Origin of the sequence: Pectobacterium hainanensis, from assembly GCF_046237015.1 — a bacterium.
In the GTDB taxonomy this organism is placed as follows: domain Bacteria; phylum Pseudomonadota; class Gammaproteobacteria; order Enterobacterales; family Enterobacteriaceae; genus JBJYIN01.
In genome coordinates this window covers 140,800-163,233 of the sequence record NZ_JBJYIN010000007.1, presented here as the reverse complement: position 1 = coordinate 163,233, position 22,434 = coordinate 140,800, and the positions used below count along the sequence as shown (strand labels likewise).

19 protein-coding genes are annotated in these 22,434 nt (G+C 47.2%); 8 read left to right on the top strand and 11 right to left on the bottom strand.

All coding sequences use genetic code 11. The features are described from left to right. Positions 1 to 92 precede the first annotated feature (92 nt). The 6 genes from ACKPVM_RS09425 to ACKPVM_RS09400 form a co-directional block, all read right to left on the bottom strand. Positions 93 to 551 (bottom strand): RES family NAD+ phosphorylase, encoded by a 459-nt coding sequence (locus tag ACKPVM_RS09425; RefSeq protein WP_409308781.1) that lies wholly within the window; start codon positions 549 to 551, stop codon positions 93 to 95. Then, a complete protein-coding gene (locus tag ACKPVM_RS09420) occupies positions 548 to 991 on the bottom strand; it encodes an Xre family toxin-antitoxin system antitoxin (protein WP_409308840.1) in 444 nt (147 codons plus the stop codon). The genes ACKPVM_RS09425 and ACKPVM_RS09420 overlap by 4 nt, the downstream gene beginning before the upstream one ends. 89 nt (positions 992 to 1,080) lie before the next feature. Then, positions 1,081 to 1,890 (bottom strand): YaeF family permuted papain-like enzyme, encoded by an 810-nt coding sequence (locus ACKPVM_RS09415; protein ID WP_409308780.1) that lies wholly within the window; start codon positions 1,888 to 1,890, stop codon positions 1,081 to 1,083. Positions 1,891 to 1,920: 30 nt separating this feature from the next. Beyond that, positions 1,921 to 3,120, bottom strand: coding sequence for an MFS transporter (locus tag ACKPVM_RS09410; protein WP_409308779.1), 1,200 nt, complete (start codon positions 3,118 to 3,120; stop codon positions 1,921 to 1,923). A gap of 117 nt (positions 3,121 to 3,237) precedes the next feature. After that, a complete protein-coding gene (locus tag ACKPVM_RS09405; protein WP_409308778.1) occupies positions 3,238 to 3,792 on the bottom strand; it encodes a TetR/AcrR family transcriptional regulator in 555 nt (184 codons plus the stop codon). A gap of 226 nt (positions 3,793 to 4,018) precedes the next feature. After that, entirely contained in the window at positions 4,019 to 4,414 is a 396-nt protein-coding gene (locus ACKPVM_RS09400; RefSeq protein WP_409308777.1) for a cytochrome b562, read from the bottom strand. A gap of 346 nt (positions 4,415 to 4,760) precedes the next feature. On the opposite strand from ACKPVM_RS09400, the gene ACKPVM_RS09395 reads away from it, so the two are divergent. The 4 genes from ACKPVM_RS09395 to ACKPVM_RS09380 all read left to right on the top strand — a co-directional run bounded on the left by ACKPVM_RS09395 (position 4,761) and on the right by ACKPVM_RS09380 (position 12,192). Next, a complete protein-coding gene (locus ACKPVM_RS09395) occupies positions 4,761 to 5,027 on the top strand; it encodes a YjbD family protein (RefSeq protein ID WP_409308776.1) in 267 nt (88 codons plus the stop codon). A 252-nt stretch (positions 5,028 to 5,279) separates the two neighbouring features. Further along, positions 5,280 to 6,737 (top strand): SrfA family protein, encoded by a 1,458-nt coding sequence (locus ACKPVM_RS09390; protein WP_409308775.1) that lies wholly within the window; start codon positions 5,280 to 5,282, stop codon positions 6,735 to 6,737. Further along, positions 6,737 to 9,721 (top strand): virulence factor SrfB, encoded by a 2,985-nt coding sequence (locus ACKPVM_RS09385; protein ID WP_409308774.1) that lies wholly within the window; start codon positions 6,737 to 6,739, stop codon positions 9,719 to 9,721. The genes ACKPVM_RS09390 and ACKPVM_RS09385 overlap by 1 nt, the downstream gene beginning before the upstream one ends. Beyond that, complete coding sequence (locus ACKPVM_RS09380; RefSeq protein WP_409308773.1) at positions 9,718 to 12,192, top strand: putative virulence factor; 2,475 nt, start codon at positions 9,718 to 9,720, stop codon at positions 12,190 to 12,192. Before ACKPVM_RS09385 ends, ACKPVM_RS09380 begins: the two co-directional genes overlap by 4 nt. Positions 12,193 to 12,265: 73 nt before the next feature. Here the strand turns inward: ACKPVM_RS09380 and cybB are convergent, their stop codons facing one another. Continuing rightward, on the bottom strand, positions 12,266 to 12,805 hold the full coding sequence (gene cybB / locus ACKPVM_RS09375) for a cytochrome b561 (protein WP_409308772.1): 540 nt from the start codon (positions 12,803 to 12,805) through the stop codon (positions 12,266 to 12,268). Positions 12,806 to 13,063: 258 nt separating this feature from the next. Between cybB and sodC the strand changes: the two genes are divergently transcribed. Beyond that, positions 13,064 to 13,588, top strand: a complete 525-nt coding sequence (sodC, locus tag ACKPVM_RS09370; RefSeq protein WP_409308771.1) for a superoxide dismutase [Cu-Zn] SodC — start codon at positions 13,064 to 13,066, stop codon at positions 13,586 to 13,588. A gap of 66 nt (positions 13,589 to 13,654) precedes the next feature. On the opposite strand, the gene ACKPVM_RS09365 is transcribed toward sodC, so the two are convergent. After that, positions 13,655 to 14,968, bottom strand: coding sequence for an ABC transporter substrate-binding protein (locus ACKPVM_RS09365; RefSeq protein ID WP_409308770.1), 1,314 nt, complete (start codon positions 14,966 to 14,968; stop codon positions 13,655 to 13,657). Between the two features lie 170 nt (positions 14,969 to 15,138). Next, entirely contained in the window at positions 15,139 to 16,428 is a 1,290-nt protein-coding gene (locus tag ACKPVM_RS09360; RefSeq protein ID WP_409308769.1) for a Gfo/Idh/MocA family oxidoreductase, read from the bottom strand. Between the two features lie 332 nt (positions 16,429 to 16,760). On the opposite strand from ACKPVM_RS09360, the gene ogt reads away from it, so the two are divergent. From ogt to uspE, 3 genes are all read left to right on the top strand, one after another. Beyond that, positions 16,761 to 17,297 carry a methylated-DNA--[protein]-cysteine S-methyltransferase gene (ogt, locus tag ACKPVM_RS09355; protein ID WP_409308768.1) on the top strand — a complete coding sequence of 179 codons (537 nt, stop codon included), beginning with the start codon at positions 16,761 to 16,763 and terminating at the stop codon, positions 17,295 to 17,297. 168 nt (positions 17,298 to 17,465) lie between these two features. Next, on the top strand, positions 17,466 to 18,218 hold the full coding sequence (fnr, locus tag ACKPVM_RS09350; protein WP_409308767.1) for a fumarate/nitrate reduction transcriptional regulator Fnr: 753 nt from the start codon (positions 17,466 to 17,468) through the stop codon (positions 18,216 to 18,218). A 139-nt stretch (positions 18,219 to 18,357) separates the two neighbouring features. Continuing rightward, positions 18,358 to 19,314, top strand: coding sequence for a universal stress protein UspE (uspE, locus tag ACKPVM_RS09345; protein ID WP_409308766.1), 957 nt, complete (start codon positions 18,358 to 18,360; stop codon positions 19,312 to 19,314). 84 nt (positions 19,315 to 19,398) lie between these two features. Here uspE and pntB read toward each other — a convergent pair whose 3' ends face one another. Next, positions 19,399 to 20,787: a Re/Si-specific NAD(P)(+) transhydrogenase subunit beta gene (gene pntB / locus ACKPVM_RS09340; RefSeq protein ID WP_409308765.1), complete on the bottom strand. Its 1,389-nt coding sequence runs from the start codon at positions 20,785 to 20,787 to the stop codon at positions 19,399 to 19,401. Positions 20,788 to 20,797: 10 nt separating this feature from the next. Continuing rightward, the gene (gene pntA, locus ACKPVM_RS09335; RefSeq protein ID WP_409308764.1) at positions 20,798 to 22,327 is read right to left on the bottom strand and encodes a Re/Si-specific NAD(P)(+) transhydrogenase subunit alpha; all 1,530 of its coding nucleotides are present in this window, start codon (positions 22,325 to 22,327) and stop codon (positions 20,798 to 20,800) included. Positions 22,328 to 22,434: the final 107 nt, after the last annotated feature.

Sequence of the window (22,434 nt, the reverse complement as noted above, 5' to 3'; positions counted from 1 at the left end):
GCTATGAATCACTTAATGAATAGGTTAATGAATAGCTATATGAATATATAATCTATCAGTTATTCAGTTTGTGTAAAACTGGTGACACAACGTTATTTCAGTCGTTCGTCAAACTTGAAATTAATATGCACTGCGTCATTTACCATTTTCTGAAACGCGGGGTGTGTGGGATTAAGTAAAAAATTATATTCAACGGGTGATAATGCACTGGGAACACGCAATGCGACAGAAGTACCACTACTAAGCCATTGATCGCCTATACTGGCTAATTCCGAGGGAGCTTTAGATGCCCCCCAATCACTTGGCAATTGTGATTCATCGATAGTCTGGATCAGCGCCTCCGCGATATCGACAGACAACAAGGTATAGGAGTCAAGCAGGTTCGCTGCGTGAAGATGCACTAGCGTTTCCAGCATTGAGAGTGACGCAGTACCCGATGCGTAAATCATCGCCATCCCAATGCTGTTCCAGCGCCCTCCAGCTTCTTTTGCTCCCTGCCCTGACCAGGCTGTATACAAGTAGCGAGTTTTGGTGAGGCGATAAACGATCAAGAATAGACCCCATGTTCCAGGCGCGTGATGAGCCTCATTACTTCATAGGCACCAGATTCAGAGGATAACAATTCAGACGGCTGCTTCCATCCCAACGCCCGGCTTGGTTCATTGAGCCATTCTAGTGCTTTGATTTTATCGCCTTCAAATAAATCAACCGCCTTATCAAACACACGAATAAAACGCACGATACGTTCGCTTTGGTCAGGACTAAAACGTGTTTTGCTGCTACGGCTAAAGGTTGTGCTTGGAATACCGGTCATACGGCGAAGGTCAGCTTGAGTAATTTGCGCCCATGAAACAATGCGGCTCGCTACCTCACCTTCCAAGCCCTTGTCGATCTCATCAACCAGCATAATACCATCGGCATGGTTGAGCCCGGCATATCGCCAGAGGTTGTCCGGTGTTTTAGCGGGTAACGTCGGGGTAAATAATTTCATCATTAATCCCTCCATATGGTCATATTATTATAACCATATGGTTGATTTGTGCACAAGTTTGATCGTAAAAATGCCTTACGCAGTACGCATCACATGCCGATGAGCCGTCTGGCACTGAGATAAATACCTGGCTTAATATGGCCAACATAATCCAACTCAGTATTCGGCGCTAACGTTGCAATATCCCCTTCCCGCATATGCAGTAAATCTGAAGGGCTGACCCAGCCTGCCGATGCTACCGTCAGCGGATTTCCTGCATGTTCAAACGCAGCAATCACAAACTGTGAGCAAAAGTAGCTGGATGCTTCTTCACCCGTAGGTGTGCTTAACTGCGCCGCAGCCATGCCTTGTACACACTGCTGCCGAAATTCTTTAGAAAAAGGGTTCAATGAACAAAGCTGCTTCGTTACCATAAATGGAGCCATTTCAATGATGCCCCTGTAATTGTAACGGCTACCTATCTTCTGTTGGCTAAATGCCCGGATGGTTTTAGCCTGCTCTTCTGTCAAGGTTGGCATGCGCAATGCGAAGAGTTTATTACTATGATCCATTGCTTCTTGCAGGGTAACAATTTGTACGCCGGAACCAACCGCCTCCGCCACTTCGCCTTCACCAATATATATAGCTACATGGCTCACAGCGGACGTACTGAAAAGACGGATCCCAACAGATGTCAGACCGATGGTTGAGGAAAGCAGTAAATCGCCAGGCTTAAGATCGGCTTCCTGAATATCTTTCACCGATTGCCGGGGAGCAGAACTCATTCTCTGAAAAGTAATGCCAGCAGGTTGACCTGACACAGATGGTTCTCGGGTCGGCAGCGCCACATCCATCGTACAACTGATTAAAAATAAAGAGGCAGAGGCGGCTATCAATACCGGACGAATACGAAGTCGCATAATAATCCTTTCTGTAAAAATCCTTTAATATCAGCATGAAGTTTCAGGTGCCGTTCTGCCCGTACGCTCATCACGCGCCGAGGAAGAACAGACAAAGGCCAGTATCACCATAACGAGCACCGGCAGCATGGCGATCCGTAGCCCAGCGACCTCGCCGATAAAGCCCAACGCAGGTGGCCCAACAAGAAACGCAAAGTAACCAAGCGTCGCGGCAATAGTAACGCGTACCGCACTGTTTTCTCCACTTCCTGCTGCGGAAATCGTCAACGGGAAACCTAATGATGCACCGATTCCCCAAAAAACCACCGCTGCCGCTGCCAGCCACTGAGCATCAGAAAAGATCACCAATACCAGTCCGATTGCAGCAGAAGCCGCGCTGAATCTGAGCATATTGACTTTGCCATAACGATCAACAAAGAATCCGCCAGCAAAACGGCCTAATGTCATACCTGCGGTGAACCCAACATAAACCAGCGTTCCCGCAGTATGCCCAAAATGATGACCATCGATCATCAACAACGGCAACCAGTCGTTTGCAGAACCTTCCGCAAGCGCCATTGCCAGAATAACCACGCCTAAAACCAATAGGCGTCGATCCTTCAGTTCATTGAAAACCTGGGTCTTGTAGTCGCCTTTCGCTTCTTGTCGGGCGCTGGCCTGATCGCTCAGCCATGGCATCTGACGCATGAACACTACGGCCGCCAGCAACGCGAAAACAAAAACCATAGCAAAATGGAAAGTGGTATTAACATCCAAAGCCGTCATCATCATGCCTGCCAATGCGCCGATCAATGTCCCCAAACTAAAAAAACCATGCAGCGTCGTCATCAGGCTTTTCTTTAAATGTTGCTCGAACGCCGTACCTTCAATATTAACCGCGATATCTACCAGGCTAATTCCCGTGCCGAAAAATAACAGCCCGATAAACGCGCAGGGCGTACTACGAATAGAAAGAGATACGGCAAGCACCAGCAAGCCAAACAGGAGAAACAGAAAACCACCCGACATGGTTTTACGAATACCGAAAACATTAATAATTTTTCCAGCGCTCAACACACCAAGCATAGATCCACATGAAAAACCAAAAAGAATCATTCCCATGGTTTCCGTTGAAGCATTCAAGACATCGCGCATCACAGGCGTTCGGGTGACCCACGTTGCCCAACTGAAGCCCGGTAAAAACATCAATCCGAACAGCGCTAATTTATTAATGACAGGTTTAGTGGCCATGTTCTCGTCTTTAAACAGAATTCGTACATTTGTACGAATAACTATCGCACGAATACAACCGATTTTACACCAGTTTCATTACGCACTTTATCAATAGGAAAAACGTGAAATATAGTGTCAGGACGTCAGTTTCACCACCGTGTCCAATATATCCTCACGGCTAACAACGTCGTTATTCAAGTAGTTATGAATGGTATATCCTTCTATCATTGCATCCAGAGAACAAGCGGTAGCAATACTAAAATGGAGATGAAGTGATTCCCTGCTACGTGTCATCCACTCTTGCAATATCAGTCGGTATTCTTCTTTACGCGATGCCAGCGCATAAAGTTCAAAACTTAACGTCAGATGCCGAGGTGTCGCCCAAATATCCCCACAGATCAGATCGACCACGGCTTCACGCGCGCCATCTATATCTTTAGCCTGTTCCAGACGGACACGGAATTCGCGAGAAATACCATCGACCATGTAAGCGAATGCACGATTCAGTAGCATTTCAATACTACTGTAGCGATAAGTCAGCGTTCCCGGTGATAACCCGGCTTTTCCCGCAATTCTGCGATACGTCGCCCCTCTTACACCGTGATCCAGTATGACCTCCAGCGTCGCTTCAAGAATTCTGTACTGCGTATCTTTGCTATCGTTCATTGAATCGCGTAAAGGTGACGTCATCCGGTTATCCTTAGCCAGAATTGTCCTCGATTTTGTATCATCGTCATTCCTTTCGGGGGCGCAGTCTTGATGGTTCAAAAGGCGATAATAAAACCACTTGTTACCAAACGCCAGTTACGTTCGCCACAGGCGATAGCACATGCTTTACACTATCGCCTATGAGAATCTGAATGAGTATTTGCCGGATACAACACATTAATGGCACCCGATAACGTCCCCTTTTAACTTACCCTCTCATTTTTTTATGATATTCATTTCTTAGTAAAACGATATCCGAAAGGGATGCTTTAGCCTCTTTTAACTTGCCTTCATTGGCTAATGTCAGTGCACTGTCGACTTTCTCCAAAAGTTTATCCAAACCTTCTACGTAGGCTTTTCTGTCCGGTCCATCAGCAGGTTGATTAGCAAAATCCGGTGGCACCTGAGTTTTGGCACGGGTAACACTATCGCGAAACGTCGTCAGTGCTGCTTTTAATGTAGCAATATCTTCAGACTTACTTGCACTGACATAACTCTCTTGCATCGTTCGCATATCCGCCGCAACCGTCGCATTGACGAAAGTAGGCACCATTAAGCTACTGGCCAGCAAGACCGAAAAACAGATTTTGGTTACGCTATTCATTGTTTAACTCCCAGTTTATTCAGAACACGACATGCATCTGGAACACGTGTACCCACCTCGTTCATGGTCCAATGTTCTTATTGTTAAATTTTCACCACGCCATTGCAGCGTTTGGATGCAAGCATCAGAACCAATTCTATTGTTTTTTCATGACATAAGTTAAATTATTTTTAACGCCATCACCCAAATAGAGCAACACAACATTAAAAATCCAACGTAACAATTAACGTCAGATAAGGCACGATACGCTGTTGTTTCCGCTTCCGATCAACTCGCTATTGATTTTTATGACCCATCCAAGCTTTTCCTCTACAATGAAACCGCCTTCTTGAACAGGAGAAATACGATGCCTCGATTAACCCAAAAAGATATGACAGAGAGCGAGCAACGTCAGTTAAAGACACGGCTCGATCAAGAAAGGAAAAAGCTGGGACGTACGCTGACTAACGCTGAAAATAACCGTATAAAAGACGATTACATTGATAAGTTAATGCAGGAACGTGAGGCGGCAGCGAAAAAATCCCGGGCTGAAAAGAAAAAGAATAAGTTTAAACCTGACGTTTCAGCGACATATGAATGGTCGGCGAATACCAACCACCGAGGCCGACGTTAACATCAATCACTAAACCATATCGTTTTCGCTTTCCGTCTTGTTCCTCTTTCGCCAGCTTTTATTGGTGAAATGGAACAATCACGATTTTTTCTTCCTTAGTACCGATTTTTATGCCATCTATGGCTTAAATATTTGTTAATTTTGTCACTTCTTTAAGCGTTTGATTCACCATCATGGGTACTACAGTATATCCTGTCGCAAGTTACACTCTATTTTCTGCCTTAGGCATTTATTACAAAAGGTCTCTTTTGCGTGGCAAAATTATTTTTACGTAGTGGGAGTTTGGATGACTTTCTGGCATTGGGCGAAAATGGTCAGCCAGTTTACGCCTCAGCACTTCAACTACGGGAAACATTACGTCTCAGGAAACAGCAACAAATCGCAGACTGTCTGGCCATCCCCCAGCCCAATGAAAGCGGCGATAGGATTGACTGGTATTCACCCATTGACGGTAAAGTGACTTCGTGGATTGCAGCCAGTGAAGAAGAACGCAGTGCTGCCCTGAAACAACTGGAAACCTACCAAGCTTCCGTGGCTGAGATTAGCCAAAAAGCACAGCATGCGGAAAAATCAGGTCAGAAACTGTTTGGTGTCCTGCTGGCTAAAACTATTCAATTCCCAGGGCCGAACCATGTTTATTTGGTGGACGGTAAACCGGTATTGACCTTCTGGGGATTCGTCAATCTGGATAAAAAATCACGTTCCGATGCTCTTGATTGCCTGCGCCCGGCAGAAAAAGAGAAAGAACCGGTTTTTGTTTCCCCAGCGGCTGCTTATGTTACGACGCCGGAAGATGACGAAACGCCAGAAGTGCCGACTGTCCCAGAGGCATCTGAGTCAAAACCGACCCCGGTCATCAAGCCAGAACCGATTCCAGCCCCTGACGTTGCGATTACAACAGCACGTAGCCCATGGCTACGTATGTGGTGGTTGCTGCCTGCTGCCGGACTGATGGCGATACTGTCTCTTCAGATTCGTGGTTGCATGTCAGACCATCAGGCTACACAAGACGCCTCATCCATCGCTGCAACCGTAAAACCGGAAAAACGGGCACTACCGTCATCAACATCGGTTCCTTCGCCTGAAGTAGAAAAGACCGTAGAACAGTCGGAAAAAATACCCTCCGAAAGTGTACCGCCAGAAACCGTACCCTCAGTCGAAAAAGCCACACCGGTTTCTCCACCAGCAGCAGAAACGACAGTTGCTGAGAAACCAGTTGCACCACCGTCTCCGTCGCTTGCTACTGCCGAACCAAAAGAAATAGCTGCCGCACCAGCGGAGCCAACACCGGTTCCCGAGGCTCCTGTCGTTCCTCCGGCGGGTAAAGACGATCTGGTTATGCCTGCCGATGCGGTTCGTATTGGATCGATTAACTTCCTGAATGGAAACTGGCGTGTCTCAGTGGATGCAAAATCCCCTCCGATCACGGGCAGACCACCAAGCCTGAGATATCAAATCAGGAACGGTAAAGGAACTGCGCGGATTACACATGGTGACGGTGTCACTTGTCGAGTGGATATTGAAGCTGGATTAATGAGCTCGGGGAATTTGGTTATCAACAGCCGAACCAAAGCGCGTTGCAGCGATAACTCCCGTTTCCAGATGCCGGAACTCGTGTGTAAACAAGGCGCTGGCGCCGCAGAGTGCATCGGTCGTTACGACGCTGACTCGGTCTTCCCTATGACGATAAAGCGTGAGAGTAAATCCTAATGCTGGCAACGATTACTGATTACAAACAAAAAATTACGCTGATTCAGGACAGCGGAATCCAGTTTCTGGATTTCGCGTTAAAACCACAAGCAAGTGCGGATTCGTCTAACAAATATGTGCGTAAAAGCGCGAACGGGCCCCTGCTTCGCCTGATATACGATGAACAGACAGATAAATATTTATTGCCTTCGCCCGTTGGTTTGCCTGAAGTCGTCAAGCCAGAACTGAGTATTTCACTCGAACAATCGCTGAAGCTATTGGAAAAAGTCTGGCTACCGCTTCCGTTCCTGCGATTCAATCCGCCACGTACTTTTATGGGCGGGCCGGATAATTGGGCTCGGGTGCAAATACTTGAACTGGATACGCCGGATCAAGATGGTAACACGCACCGTATCTGCCTCGCGTTTGATACCAAGGTCTATCCGGAAGGCCATCCTTATGAAGCGCTGGCACCGAATGAAAATGACATTAAAACCGGTGGCAGCTTTGCCTTAGCCTACCATAGCGATGAGTTAGGTGAGTTTCTGGACCAAACCTGGGTGGATGGCTGGTTGAGAGAGATCTTCACTCAGCAGGCGAGTGAACGAGAGAAACGGGATGCCCGCGATATAAAAACGGCACTCCGAGGGTTTGAGTATCAGGCTCACTATATGAATTTGTTGGATATGTTGGGTAACCAACTATCCGTGCCAGAAATACGCATTAATACGAATACGTTGCAAGAACCAGCGGTCAATGTGGACCTGATTCTTGACGTCGGTAACTCACACACCTGCGGTATTCTGGTTGAAGATCATGCTGATGAGAGTAACGGTCTCAAACAGACTTACGAGCTACAACTGCGCGATCTGGGTGAGCCTCACTATCTCTATAACGAACTGTTCGAAAGCCGCGTCGAGTTCGCCCAGGCAAAATTTGGTAAGCAGAATTTCTCGGTAGAAAGCGGTCGCGATGATGCCTTTATCTGGCCATCGATTACCCGCGTGGGTCGTGAAGCCAGCCGAATGGCGCTATTGCGTCAGGGAACAGAAGGTTCGACAGGGATCTCCAGTCCACGTCGTTATCTGTGGGATGAAGAAAGCTATGCACCCGGTTGGCGTTTCAGTCAGTCTGACGGACAGTCACCAAATGAACCGTTAGCAACCGCTATGCCATTAACCATCCTGCTCAACGACGAAGGCCAACCGTTATACGATCAGCCATTAGATGAGCGTTTACCGGTCTTTTCTCCGCATTACAGTCGCAGTTCCATCATGACATTTATGCTCTCTGAACTTTTAGTTCAGGCAATGATGCAGATGAATAGCGCCGCACAGCGGTTGAAAATGATCCACACCTCGGCACCGCGTCAGTTACGTCATATTATTCTGACATTACCTTCCGCCATGCCGAAGCCAGAACGTGAGATTTTCCGTCGCCGTATGCACGAAGCTATCGCGCTGGTGTGGAAGGCCATGAATTGGCACCCGATGGATGACGATTTTACGACACCATTAGATAAACAAAAAAGCCGGGTTCCCGTACCGGAAGTGCAAATCGAATGGGATGAGGCAACCTGCGGGCAAATGGTGTATCTCTATAACGAAGCACAGGTCAATTTTGGTGGACGGGCTGAGGATTTCTTTGCCAGCATGGCACGTCCAGATAAAGAACTGGCTGAAGGCGAACCTGCGGGGAAAACCCTGCGCATTGCGTCAATTGATATTGGCGGCGGGACAACAGACCTGGCTATTACTCAGTATCTGTTGGATGACGGTGTCGGCAACAACGTTAAAATTATTCCGCGTTTGCTGTTCCGCGAAGGCTTTAAAGTCGCCGGAGATGACATCCTGCTTGATGTCATCCAGTTGTATGTTCTGCCTGCATTGCATGCCGCGTTGAAGAATGCAGGGGTACCCAGCCCTGACGCCCTAATGGCAAAGCTGTTTGGTCATGAAGGCCGTATGGACGGACAGCTTACGCTGCGCCAACAGGTCACATTGCAGATTTTTATTCCCATTGGTCGTTCGATTCTGGAAGCCTATGAGGGATTTGATCCACTGGATACCAGCGCCGAAATCGAATCAACATTTGCCGAACTGCTAGCGCAACATCCCACGCCAAAAGTGCTGGAATACATTAATACGGAGGTGCAACGCGAACTCCCCGTTGATGACAATCCATTTGATATTTTACACGTGCCGCTCATCCTTAAGTTGAGCAAGTTACACGGCGAATTCTTGTCCAACCGCATGAATATCACGCAGAATCTGCGCCTGATGTCCGAGGTGGTATCACTCTACTCCTGCGATATTTTGTTACTGACTGGACGCCCTTCTCGCTTCCCCGGTATTCAAGCGTTGTTCCGCCATTTACAACCGTTACCGATTAACCGCATGTTGTCACTGGATGGTTACCACACGAATGATTGGTATCCGTTCAATAAGCGTGGGCGCATTGATAACCCAAAATCGACCGCCGCCGTTGGGGCAATGCTCTGTCTGCTGGCGCTTGACCTGCGTTTACCTGGTTTCTATTTCAAAGTCGGTGATTTTCAGCCCTATTCTACCATCCGATATCTCGGCATGATGGACAGTAATAACGCATTGACGACGGATAACGTGTATTACAGCGATATCGATCTGGATGAAACCGATTTTGAGCTGGAGCCCGATATCAGTTTCCAGGTTCGCGGTTCCCTCTGTCTGGGGTTTCGTCAGTTAGATAACGAACGCTGGCCTGCCTCTTCACTGTATACGTTATCGATTGTCGATCAGGATTTAGCGAGAAAAGTCGTGGGTGATAGCATTCTGCGCGTCAAACTGGCCGTCACAAAAGGCGATGGTCAGGATAGCCCCGAACGCTTTGAAATCGCGAGTGCCGAGCTGGAAGATGGTACGCCCATTCCCCCGGCGCATTTACGACTTAAGTTAAACACCTTAACCGCTAACGGAACAGGCGCAACACATTACTGGATCGATAGTGGGAGTGTATTTAGAAAATGAGACCATTAACGCCCAAGCAACTCTCCAGCCGACTCCATAGCCAGCTACAAGCTGTCACCGAGGGCGTAGATCAGGCCATCGACTGGGTTGAGAACACGCGACAAAATGCGCCACGGCTTGATATAGAAGCCGATCGCCTGATTGTCAAACTACGTCGCCATCGTAACAAAGCCAAACACCTGGCAGATGTCGCACTCAAAGAGATCGCCATAGGATTCTTTGGCCTGTCACAGGCCGGTAAATCTTATCTAATTTCTGCGCTAGCATCCGGAGAGAACGGTAAGCTGGAGACTTCATTCGAAGGGCAACAACTCGATTTCTTGACGAATATTAACCCAACGAATCAGACGACAGCGTTAGTTACACGTTTTAGCCGTCAGGCTGGCGTGAAAAATAAATCGTTCCCGGTACAACTACTACTGCTTAGCGAAGTAGATATCGGCAAAATTATGGCGAATGCTTTCCTGCATGAACTTAATCAGGAAACCTCGTTTGAAGAATTGGACGAGTACCATATTACCGAGCACTTGAAAACGTTGCTGCGGCATCGCCAGCCAGAACCCGTAGAAGGATTCACTCGCGATGAAGTCGTCGAACTATGGGATTATCTGGCTCGTCACGATGCCAAACGCCAGAAACAGTTGGAAACGCATTACTGGCCGGTAGCCGTAGAGTTAGCGCCTTATCTCAGCATCGACGATCGCGCACATTTGTTTTCCGTACTGTGGGGAGATTTAAAAACGCTGACGGCGGCCTATCGCCATTTTGCCCACACCTTGCAGCATCTTTCCGGCACCAGCAAGGTGCTGGCACCGCTACGCATTTTGGTCGATGACGAGCAACAACCGGCTAACGGCATTATTAACGGCGCTACGCTGGCTCGCCTTAATACAACATTCGATCCTGGCGTACTGGTTCGTCCGGTATTAAACGGTCGTGCCGGAAAAACCGTCGAATTATCGTTGGCTGAATTGACCATGCTAGCTGTTGAATTGTTGATTCCTCTACATTCAGCCCCCCGCGAAGCACTATTTGAACAGGTCGATATTCTGGACTTCCCAGGCATCGGGGATATTGAACAACCAGAAGATACCTCAGAAACGGCAAAAAACGCTGGCACCGAGAGTCATCCGTTGGCACAAACGCTACTGCGAGCCAAGCGAGCGTATTTACTAGAACGTTATACCGATAATCAGGAAATGAATATCCTGATGGTTTGTTCTGCGGCAGGCAAACGCGAAGAGGTTAAGACCGTTGGTAAGGCGCTGGATCACTGGGTTAGACAAACCCAGGGTGAAAATACTCAAATCCGTAGCCATCGTAAGCCCGGCCTGATTTGGGCGGTAACCAAGTTTGATCGACGTATTACCCACGGACAGAATTATGATGCTGCGGTGCAACGTTATGTCGGTAATCCCGGCGATGCATGGGGAACCATGCTGGCAATGGACAAACGCGGCGTCACGCGAATGGCAACCTGGCTAGGCACTGAAGTTCATCGCGAAGTGAAGCTGGGTCGCATTAGTGAGCAACTCAGCGAAGTTCAGCGTGATCTGAAGGATAATCTACTGGGTAACTGGTCCCTGCCCGTTGAAAGCGATAGTCCGGAAAAGAAACAGCGTATCGCTGAAATTCTATTGAAATCATTGCAGACCAGAACAGGCGTACACGGAGAATTGCTGGAGCGCTTACTCCCTTCTCGTGATGAACTACGCCGTCTCTATCTTAAGCAGCAAAACCAACCCGAATATGGTACTTATCATCCGGAAACCGAAGAGGTTGGAATGCCATCCGCCAGCGTCGATCCTTTTGGTATCGGGATCGATATTGATCTGTTTGCCGACGAACCGATCGATCTGGAGCCGCAGTCGACCTCTCCCGTCCAAGCCCTCGACCATGGATACGAAGCGGAATACGCTCATCATGTCTATCGCTATTGGATTAACCATCTACGTGGCTTACCTGAAAATGCGCCTCTGATCGAGTTGCTGGGCGTGACAAAAACGACGATTGAGATTTTGGTGGAAGAACTCATCACCGCCAGCATTCGTCTGGGTATTGAGGATGCGCTAGTCGGTATGTTGGTCGATAGTGAACAACTGGGGGTACATCGTGAAAGTAAGGCAGACCGTCAAGTTTCCCGGGTGCTCACCGTTCTGGGAGATTTCGTCGCCTGGTTAGGATTTCAGCAAATGGAAGAGGCCTTGCGCCCTGCCAGCCGAATTAATCGCGGCCATAAAATCTTTGCTAAACCAGAGAAACAAGCTGTCAGTTTCGGCGCTTCTCAGCGTTTAACTAAACTATCATTGACGCCAACCAACAATACCGCTTTTTATATCTATGATTGGTTAGTCGGCTTGAATGAAACGATTGTCCAAAATGCTGGGTATTCTGCGGGACGAGAAGTCAACGCTGAGCAGCGTGAATCATTAGCGACTATTTTAACGTTGATTAAACCTGTCGAGAAATAAGCATAACACGCACAAAAATGTTCCGTTCTTGTGCGTGTTTTTCACATCACCGTCAACGCAGTAACATTGCCCCTTACCCTTTTCTATTTCCTGGCATCATTCTGATCAGCGTATTGTCACGCACCACATAATGATGATAAAGCGCGGCAACGGCATGAAGTCCGATAATAAAATAACCAACCGTGGCAATAGTTTCATGCCAATCGATGAGATCACTTTCTATGATTAAATCCGGTTCAGCGCTCAACGGCATTGAATAGGTAAAAAATTGCCATTCGATACCACCAAAATAAAGCGACAATACGCCCAATAACGGCAGGCCAATAAACAGGAGATAAAGCACACCATGAACCGATTTGGAAAGAATACGCTGCCAGCGTGGTAACGCTGGCACAATTGGTGGTTCTTTATGCGCCATTTTAATAAAAATGCGGACCACGCTCAGAATCAATACGCTCAATCCACAGGTGTAATGTATTACTCGCATCCATTCACGTGCATTTGATCCCCGAGGCACAACGCCTCTGAGCTCCATGGCACCATATGTCACAACAATTAAAACGAAAATGACCCAGTGGAAAAATATTTGACTGGGCGCATACTTCTTATTCATGAACCGCTCCTCCGAAAACCACAACATTCACACATGCTATCAATCACATTAGGTCAATATTCAGACCATCTAAAAATTAATAACCCACTTTTCATATCCATAGTGACTTAACCACTTATTTTAGGTGAATACCAAATTCACTAGCAATGCGTGTGATTTGACGAACTGCCTAGCTCTACTATTCTTTCATTCCGATGTGAGACGTTATCTCTGTATAAACAATAAATATCACGATCGCAATCCGAGAGGTAAAAGACAATGAAACTGAAGGCACTTATCCTGACAGGCATGATCTTTTCCTGTTCTTCATTCGCAACCGACATACAGGTGACACTGAATGAAGTACTGCCAACGGGCCAGGGAAAAAATATTGGCGAAGTCACACTGACGGAAACTCGCTATGGACTGCTACTGACACCTAATCTTAAGGGTTTGGAACCAGGTATTCATGGTTTCCACATTCACGCGAATGCCAGGTGTGAACCTGCTGAAAAAGAGGGTAAATCGGTTCCCGCCTTAGCAGCGGGTGGGCATTTTGATCCTGAGAAAACCGGTAAACATCTTGGTCCTTATAACGATCAGGGGCATCTTGGCGATCTTCCCGGATTAGTTGTCAATGCTGATGGAACGGCAACCTACCCGATTTTAGCGCCGAGAATTAAGTCGCTCTCAGAAGTGAAGGATCACGCATTAATGGTTCATGTCGGTGGCGATAACTATGCCGATACACCAGCGGAACTGGGCGGAGGTGGTGCTCGCATGGCCTGTGGCGTGATAAAGTAGCCATACCTGTCAAAAACCCATCCCCGAATTGCGGGGATGGGTGATGAATCAATACATTAACGAATATTAGCGAATAGCACGTTTTAATATACGATTCGCCCCATTCATGAATTCATCGGCAACATCGTCGACTTTCTGTGCCTTATTATAATCCAGTTTTTGCAAGCTATTGGTCCACAACTGGACGAACTCCTGATTCTCCATATAGGGTGAAACCGGCACGTTGGATTCAGGCTGTTCTGCCGCGGCACGATAGGCATTAGCCAGCAAGTTACCCGGATTAATAATTCCCGCTTCTTCAAGCATTTTTACCGCATTGGGGTTAGCTGGCATGCCATTTTGTAATGCTACCGCTTTCACTCCAGCCGGAGAACTCAACAAAAAATGAATCAGCATTGCCGCTTCTTTAGGATGCTTACTATTCTTGCCAATAGAAAAGAGCGATGAGGGTTTAGTCGTAATACCAGAATCTTTCGCCCCATCCATGGTAAGAAACGGCCCATTTTCCAGAACAGCTTCTTTAGGCATATTACTGGAATAGGTATAAATGGCTGAATCCCATAAATACATGCCACCTAATTCACCATTAATCCACGGGCGAATTTCATACACATTCGTTCGGCCAAATGATGAGAAATAACGCTGATCGGGTATCACATGAGAATCCGTCAGACGTTTATAAAATAGGAAAAGCTCCCGGACCTGTTCGCGGCTGTAGCCAATGCTTTGTTTTGTCTCATCAATAAGATCAATGCCGTATTTTTGTGTCATATAGCTACGGCCCAGCGTCAGAATATCCAACAAATCCGATGATCCTTGTGCCACCCCTAGGGGGTAAAAATTTTCACCCAACTTCTGCTTAAAAATCGGCCCAGCAGCAAATAACTCCTCCCAGGTTTTTGGATAGGCAACGCCAGCCTTTTCCCATGTTGCTTTATTATAAATAAAGCTACGTGAGGTCATTGAGAGCGGCAGACCTTGCAGTTTGTCTTTCACATCGGCGGTTTTAAGATATTTGTCAGGGAAATCGCTAAGAGCCAGCGTTGCTTTCTGCTTATTCAGATCATAAAAACCATCACCATTGCGGGAAAACTGCGGTAACCAGTTCCAGTCAATACGAATGACATCAGGCTCTTGCCCTCCAGCCATTTGCGTTGACAACCGGGAGAGATAGCCGTCCCATCCGGCATATTCTGCTTTCACCGTAATCGAAGGGTTTTCTTTCTGGAAAGCGTTAATCGCCGCCAATGTAGCCTCATGTCGCTGGTTTCCACCCCACCATGAGATACGTATTTCAGCGGCCTGAGTAAAGGTTGCACTTAGTGGTAACATAGCACTGAAGAGAAGTAGGTAAGGCCATTTGTTCAACACGTTTGCCATAATAGTACCCTTATTATATTAATATCGGTGGTTTTCTACCCACACTGCAGGTAAATCGTGGGGACGTTATACTCGTCATACTTCGAGTTTCGTTTCATATACGTTGGATGCGATGGATATTAAGCATGTCTGCCTGAGCAACAACATGCTCAGGCAGATTCTCTCTCTGTTTATTTTCTCAATTTCACCGCCAGATCGTTTATTTTCACAGGCAGCTCGGTACGCAAAGAGCGATTAGCGGCGATACCCGTTAAAATAGACATGGCACCATCACGATAATCAGCGGCACGATGCAATGGATCGGGTTCTGGTGTGCCAAATAGATCATTTAACATAACCTGATCGCCTCCGCCATGCCCGCCCTTCTTATATTCAACATGTACTTCATAAGGTTCGCCAAACATGGGATACACGTTTATTTCACAGGTATTCAGTGCGCCCTCATCCTCTTTTTGTCCACCGCCATTTACATAGGATTTTTCGACCAATTTCATTTCCAATCGACCTTTACTGCCATTAAACACCACATTTAACCCTTCCCAGGGCAAATAGGCATTTAATGAGTAAGTCATGATGGCTTTATTTTTATAACGCACCATAACACCCATCACATCTTCAATATTAATTCCATCATCAAAAACGCTTTTATCACGCAAATAACCATCTTCATGCTCGGCATCCAGATAAAGCACCGTCAACTGTTCGCTTTTATTCATATGCAATGCAAAGGGATCATTCTCTGCTGCAGCACTATTATGTGAACGAGAATAAAATTGTGTTACACCCCGGTTTTCTGCATTCGCTTTACCATAAAAACGCAGATCGCCTTGTGCATAGACAGTCTCAGGCTCACTATCCAGCCAGAAATTAACCAAATCAAAATGGTGAGTTGATTTGTGCACCAATAACCCACCACTGTTACGTTTATCGCGATGCCACCGACGAAAATAGTCGGCACCATGCTCGGTATTAAGCAACCACTCAAAATGGACCGAAAACACCTCGCCGATAATACCGGCCGCAATTAACTCGCGAATCTTGCTGTGGTGCGGTGCATAACGATAATTAAACGTCACACGTAATTTACGTCCCGTACGTTCAATCGCATCAATAATTGCCTGACATTTTTCCTCATCAATAGTCATAGGCTTTTCACTAATAACATCACAGCCAAGTTCCATTGATCGAATAATATAATGGTGATGGGTTCTGTCGATTGACGTGACAATCACAATATCGGGTTTTGTCTCAGTAATCATTCGCTCAAATTGATCAACTGGATAAGTAACAACCGTATCATGACCAAACTTGCTAATTATTTTATTCGCATAATCCATTCGTGTCTGGTTAGTATCACAGAATGCAACGAAGCGTCCTTCCTGTTGATAATCTCTGGCGATTGACTCCAGATACAACCCTGCTCGCCCACCGGTGCCGACTATGGCATATTTCTTTTTCATTCTACGTATTCTCTCCAAATAACCGTGGCAATCTTAAAAGAGCTCACCTGATTGACAGGATCATGCCAGTTGAAGGGACGTGATTTTCACAATGACATTACGTATCCATAAAAATGTGTCTTTAACTATAAGAAAGTAGAGTACAACTGGCGCGTTTACCTTAATAATATTGCCATATGAGGTCAAAATCCGGCAGTAGGATGAAGATTGACATGATCCATCTCTCATAATACGCATTTGAATATTTTAGGGATGGTTACATTCCAATAACGAACTGATGGCTTATGATGTTTGCTCAAGTATTGGCGTCATCACTCACGTAAGGAACCACTATGCAGACTTTTTTTCTGGACAAAATGCCAACGCCAATTGGTGAATTAATGATTATTGCCGATGAAAATAATCATCTTCGTGCCGTCGAATGGAGCGAATATGAAGAAAAACTCTACCACCTGCTTAATCGCCATTATCGCCACACGCCGTTTTCCCTTGAACCTCGTGATAACCCTGGAGGATTAACGGAAAGTCTGCAACGCTATTTCGCGGGGGAAATAAACGTCATTGAAACACTCCCTGTGGCATCGGTAGGAACTGAATTTCAACAACAGGTCTGGCAACAATTACGTCAGATCCCGGCTGGCGAGATCATGACTTATGGCACATTAGCAGCACGGTTGGGGCGCCCTACTGCATCTCGTGCGGTCGGCATGGCAAATGGTTCAAACCCCATCAGCATCGTCGTACCTTGCCATCGGGTAATCGGTGCCAACGGCGCTTTAACGGGGTATGCAGGTGGTGTACACCGCAAACAGTGGTTATTGACCCATGAAGGATATTTTCCACAGCAGGATACGTTGCCGTTATCGTGAATATTTTTCCAACAACATACTGATCGTTAACCGCTATAAGACTAAGTATTCGTCTAAATTTATAGTTAGTTCACTCTTTGTAGGCCTTTTCGAAGGATGAGTAGTCTTATCACCGACGATAAAAGCTGTTAAAATTGACCAATATCAATTATCGCCTGAGCAAAGTCTATGATCCCGGAAAAGCGAATTATTCGACGCATTCAGTCTGGCGGTTGTGCCATCCACTGCCAGGATTGCAGCATCAGCCAGTTGTGCATCCCTTTTACCTTAAATGAACATGAGCTCGATCAGCTCGACAATATCATTGAAAGGAAAAAACCGATCCAAAAAGGGCAAGCGTTGTTTAAAGCTGGGGATGAGCTGAAATCGTTGTACGCTATTCGTTCCGGTACCATAAAAAGTTACACCATCACTGAGCAAGGCGATGAACAAATCACCGGTTTTCATTTAGCAGGCGATCTGGTGGGATTCGATGCGATTGGTAACGCCCAACATCCCAGTTTCGCCCAGGCCTTAGAAACCTCCATGGTTTGTGAAATTCCTTTCGAAACCCTGGATGACCTCTCCGGCAAGATGCCCAATTTACGCCAGCAAATGATGCGTTTGATGAGCGGCGAAATTCGTGGCGATCAGGATATGATCTTGCTGCTCTCAAAGAAAAACGCAGAAGAGCGTCTGGCCGCGTTTATTTATAACTTATCACGCCGTTTTGCCCAACGCGGCTTTTCTCCTCGAGAATTCCGGTTAACCATGACGCGTGGCGATATCGGCAACTATCTGGGATTAACCGTGGAAACGATTAGCCGTCTGCTTGGTCGTTTCCAGAAGAGTGGTATTTTAGCGGTCAAAGGCAAATACATTACGATTGAGAATATCGATTCACTCTCCGAACTCGCTGGTACACCTCGTAATAAAGCCTAACCCATTCTGCCGGATCGATGATTTTCTTATTTTATTGATCCGGCACTCGCCATCTGTTTTTCAAAGAGATTGTCCAAAATGATGCCATTGGGGTACTCTTAATTTACAGGCTGTGGATTAACAGCTGTTTGGAGGAACTATGGCAAAGTATCAGAATTTACTTGTCGCTATTGACCCGAATCAGGATGACCAACCCGCGCTGCGTCGGGCCGTTTATCTGGTTCAGCGGCTTGGTGGTCGCATCAAGGCGTTTCTGCCGATTTATGATTTCTCTTATGAAATGACGACTCTGCTTTCCCCTGATGAGCGGATCGAAATGCGGCAAGGCGTCATTCAGCAACGTACCGAATGGATTGCGGAGCAATGTAAATATTATCTTGAGGCAGGCGTTCCTATAGAGATTAAAGTCGTCTGGCACAATAAACCTTTTGAAGCCATTATCCGGGAAGTCATTGCCGGACAGCATGATTTACTGCTGAAAATGGCACACCAACATGATCGGCTGGAAGCCGTTATTTTCACCCCTACCGACTGGCAATTACTCCGTAAATGCCCTTGCCCGGTCTGGATGGTAAAAGATCAGCCTTGGCCTGAAGAAGGTCGTGCGCTGGTTGCCGTCAATTTGGCCAGTGAAGATCCGTATCACGATCCACTCAATATTAAACTGGTCACCGAAACGCTGGAGTTGGCGAAGCAAGTGAATCAGACCGAAGTTCATCTGATTGGCGCTTATCCGGTTACCCCCATCAATATCGCCATTGAGTTACCGGATTTTGACCCTGGCGTATACAACGATGCCATTCGCGGTCAGCACCTGATTGCCATGAAGTCACTGCGTCAGAAGTTTGGGCTTGATGAACGCGTTACACATGTAGAAAAAGGTTTACCAGAGGAAGTGATTCCTGATTTAGCCGAACATCTGCAAGCAGGGGTCGTCGTCTTAGGTTCACTGGGCCGAACGGGGCTTTCTGCCGCTTTCATCGGTAATACCGTGGAACACGTCATCGATCATCTGAAATGTGATTTATTGACCATCAAACCGGACGATTTTGTTTCTCCACTCTCGCAAGAAGATGAAGAAAATGGGGATGCATAGCCCATACCCTGTTGCAAACTGAATATTCAAAACATGTAAAAAGGGGGCGATATCGCCCCCTTGTCATCTTTCTTCAAACACGAATTACAGTGCTTTCAGGATCGCCTCTACGCTTTCTTTTGCGTCACCAAACAACATTTGGGTATTTTCTTTAAAGAACAGTGGATTCTGAACACCAGCGTAGCCTGTATTCATTGAGCGTTTGAATACGATAACGTTCTGTGCCTTCCACACTTCCAGTACTGGCATACCCGCGATAGGGCTGTGTGGATCTTCCTGAGCCGCAGGGTTAACCGTATCATTAGCACCAATGACCAGCACCGTGTCGGTATCAGCGAAATCATCATTGATCTCATCCATCTCCAGCACGACATCGTAAGGGACTTTAGCTTCTGCCAATAGAACGTTCATATGACCGGGCAGACGTCCAGCGACCGGATGAATACCGAAGCGAACATTAATGCCACGAGCACGGAGTTTCGCCGTGATATCATGAACCGGGTATTGCGCTTGTGCGACAGCCATACCATATCCCGGCGTGATAATCACAGAGGTCGAGTTCTTGAGTAGTTCGGCGACGTCTTCCGCCGACGCCTCGCGGTACTCGCCCATTTCCTCACTTTCACCCGTAGAAGAGCCATCAGTCCCGAACCCACCAGCAATAACGCTAATGAATGAACGGTTCATGGCCTTACACATAATGTAGGACAGAATAGCCCCGGAAGAACCGACCAGTGCACCCGTTACGATCAGCAAGTCATTGCTCAGCATGAAACCAGCGGCGGCGGCGGCCCAACCCGAATAGGAGTTCAGCATGGAGACGACGACGGGCATATCAGCCCCACCGATCGATGCCACCAGATGCCAGCCGAAGGCCAGTGCAATGATGGTCATCAGCAGTAATGCAATAACCTGCAACGCGACACTGCCTGTATTAACAAAGACCAGCAACAACAGGAAAGAAACTACCAGTGCGGCCAGGTTCATTTTATGACGATGAGGCAACATGAGTGGCTTAGATGAAATTTTGCCACGCAGTTTACCAAACGCGACCACCGAGCCCGTAAAGGTGACCGCACCGATGAATATTCCCAAAAAGACTTCCGTCAAATGGATATTCACCATCACCGGATCGGTGATTTCTCCGTGATCGAGAAAGCTGTTAAATCCGACCAATACCGCAGCCAACCCCACGAAACTGTGCAGGATAGCCACCAATTCAGGCATTTCGGTCATTTCAACTTTGCGTGCCAGATAGACACCGATCGAACCACCGATCACCATCGCAACGATAATCCAACCCACGTTCCCGGCATCCGGTCCCAGAATCGTGGCAAGTAAAGCAATGGTCATCCCGGTGACACCAAAGATATTTCCTTGTCGGGATGTTTCGTGCTTAGACAACCCAGCCAAACTAAAAATAAACAAGATCGCGGCAACAATGTATGCAGCTGTAACTAATCCACCAGACATGTGTTACCCCTTAATTTTTGCGGAACATTTTCAGCATGCGCTGAGTGACGGTGAAACCACCGAAAATATTGATGCTGGCAATCAATACGGCGATGAAAGAGAAGAAAGAAACCCAACCACCGTGGCCGATTTGTAATAATGCCCCGACAACGATAATGCCGGATATAGCATTGGTTACCGACATCAACGGGGTATGCAGCGCATGACTAACGTTCCATACAACGTAGTAACCGACGACGCAAGCTAAGGCAAAGACGGTGAAGTGCGATAAAAACTCTTTCGGTGCGACATTCGCCAACCAGCCAAATAATAGGATCGCCAATGCCAGGAAAGCATATTTCTTCCACGGGGAAACCGGTTTTGCTTCTTCTTTCACCACTGCAGCAGCCGGTTTAGCCTGTTGTGGCTGTGCGGAAACCTGAATCGGCGGTGCCGGCCAGGTAACTTCGCCATCTTTAATGACGGTTACACCACGAATGACGTTATCGTCAAAATCGACATCAATCTCACCGTTCTTCTCTTTGCACAAGAGTTTCAGCAGGTTAACCAGATTGGTGCCATACAGTTGGGATGATTGCGTGGGTAAACGGCTTGGAAGGTCGGTATAACCAATAATCTTGACGCCATTTTCCGTCACAGTAACCTGATCAGCGACAGTCAACTCACAGTTACCACCGGTCTGAGCAGCCAGATCGACGATCACACTGCCGGGTTTCATGCTCAGCACCATCTCTTTCGTGATCAGTCGCGGAGCGGGTTTCCCAGGAATTAATGCCGTCGTGACAATGATATCGACGTCTTTTGCCTGTGCCGCGAACAATTCCATCTCTGCTTTGATGAAGGCCTCGGACATAACTTTGGCATAGCCATCGCCACTTCCCGCTTCTTCTTCAAAATCTAGCTCAAGGAACTCCGCTCCCATACTTTTGACCTGTTCTTTAACTTCAGGACGAGTATCAAAAGCACGCACGATGGCACCAAGACTTCCGGCGGCACCGATAGCAGCCAGCCCTGCTACACCAGCACCGATAATCATGACTTTTGCTGGCGGAACTTTACCCGCCGCAGTTATTTGGCCAGTGAAGAAGCGACCAAATTCATGCGCAGCTTCAACAATAGCGCGATAGCCTGCGATGTTCGCCATTGAACTGAGCGCATCCATTGATTGCGCACGGGAAATTCGAGGAACGGAATCCATCGCCAGTACGGTCACCTGACGAGCGGCCAATTTTTCCAACAGTTCAGGGTTCTGTGCGGGCCAAATAAAGCTAACGACCGTACTTCCGGCCCGAGTCAGCGTTATCTCATCATCCAGAGGTGCATTCACCTTCAAGACGATATCTGCCTGCCAGGCTTCAGCATTATCAACAATGGATGCGCCCGCATCCTGATATGCCGTATCATCAAAGCTGGCTAATTTCCCAGCCCCACTTTCTATTGCGACCTCAAAACCCAATTTCAGCAGCTGCTCAACCGTTTTCGGCGTTGCTGCGACACGGGCTTCATTGGTCAACCGCTCTCTTGGTACACCAATACGCATACTGATTCCCTTTTAACGAAGGTTGTTATTTTCACTGCATCTGTAATATGAATCAGCCGAGACTTACTGCACCCTGTATCTCTTTAAGCAAATTCACCTATAACCTA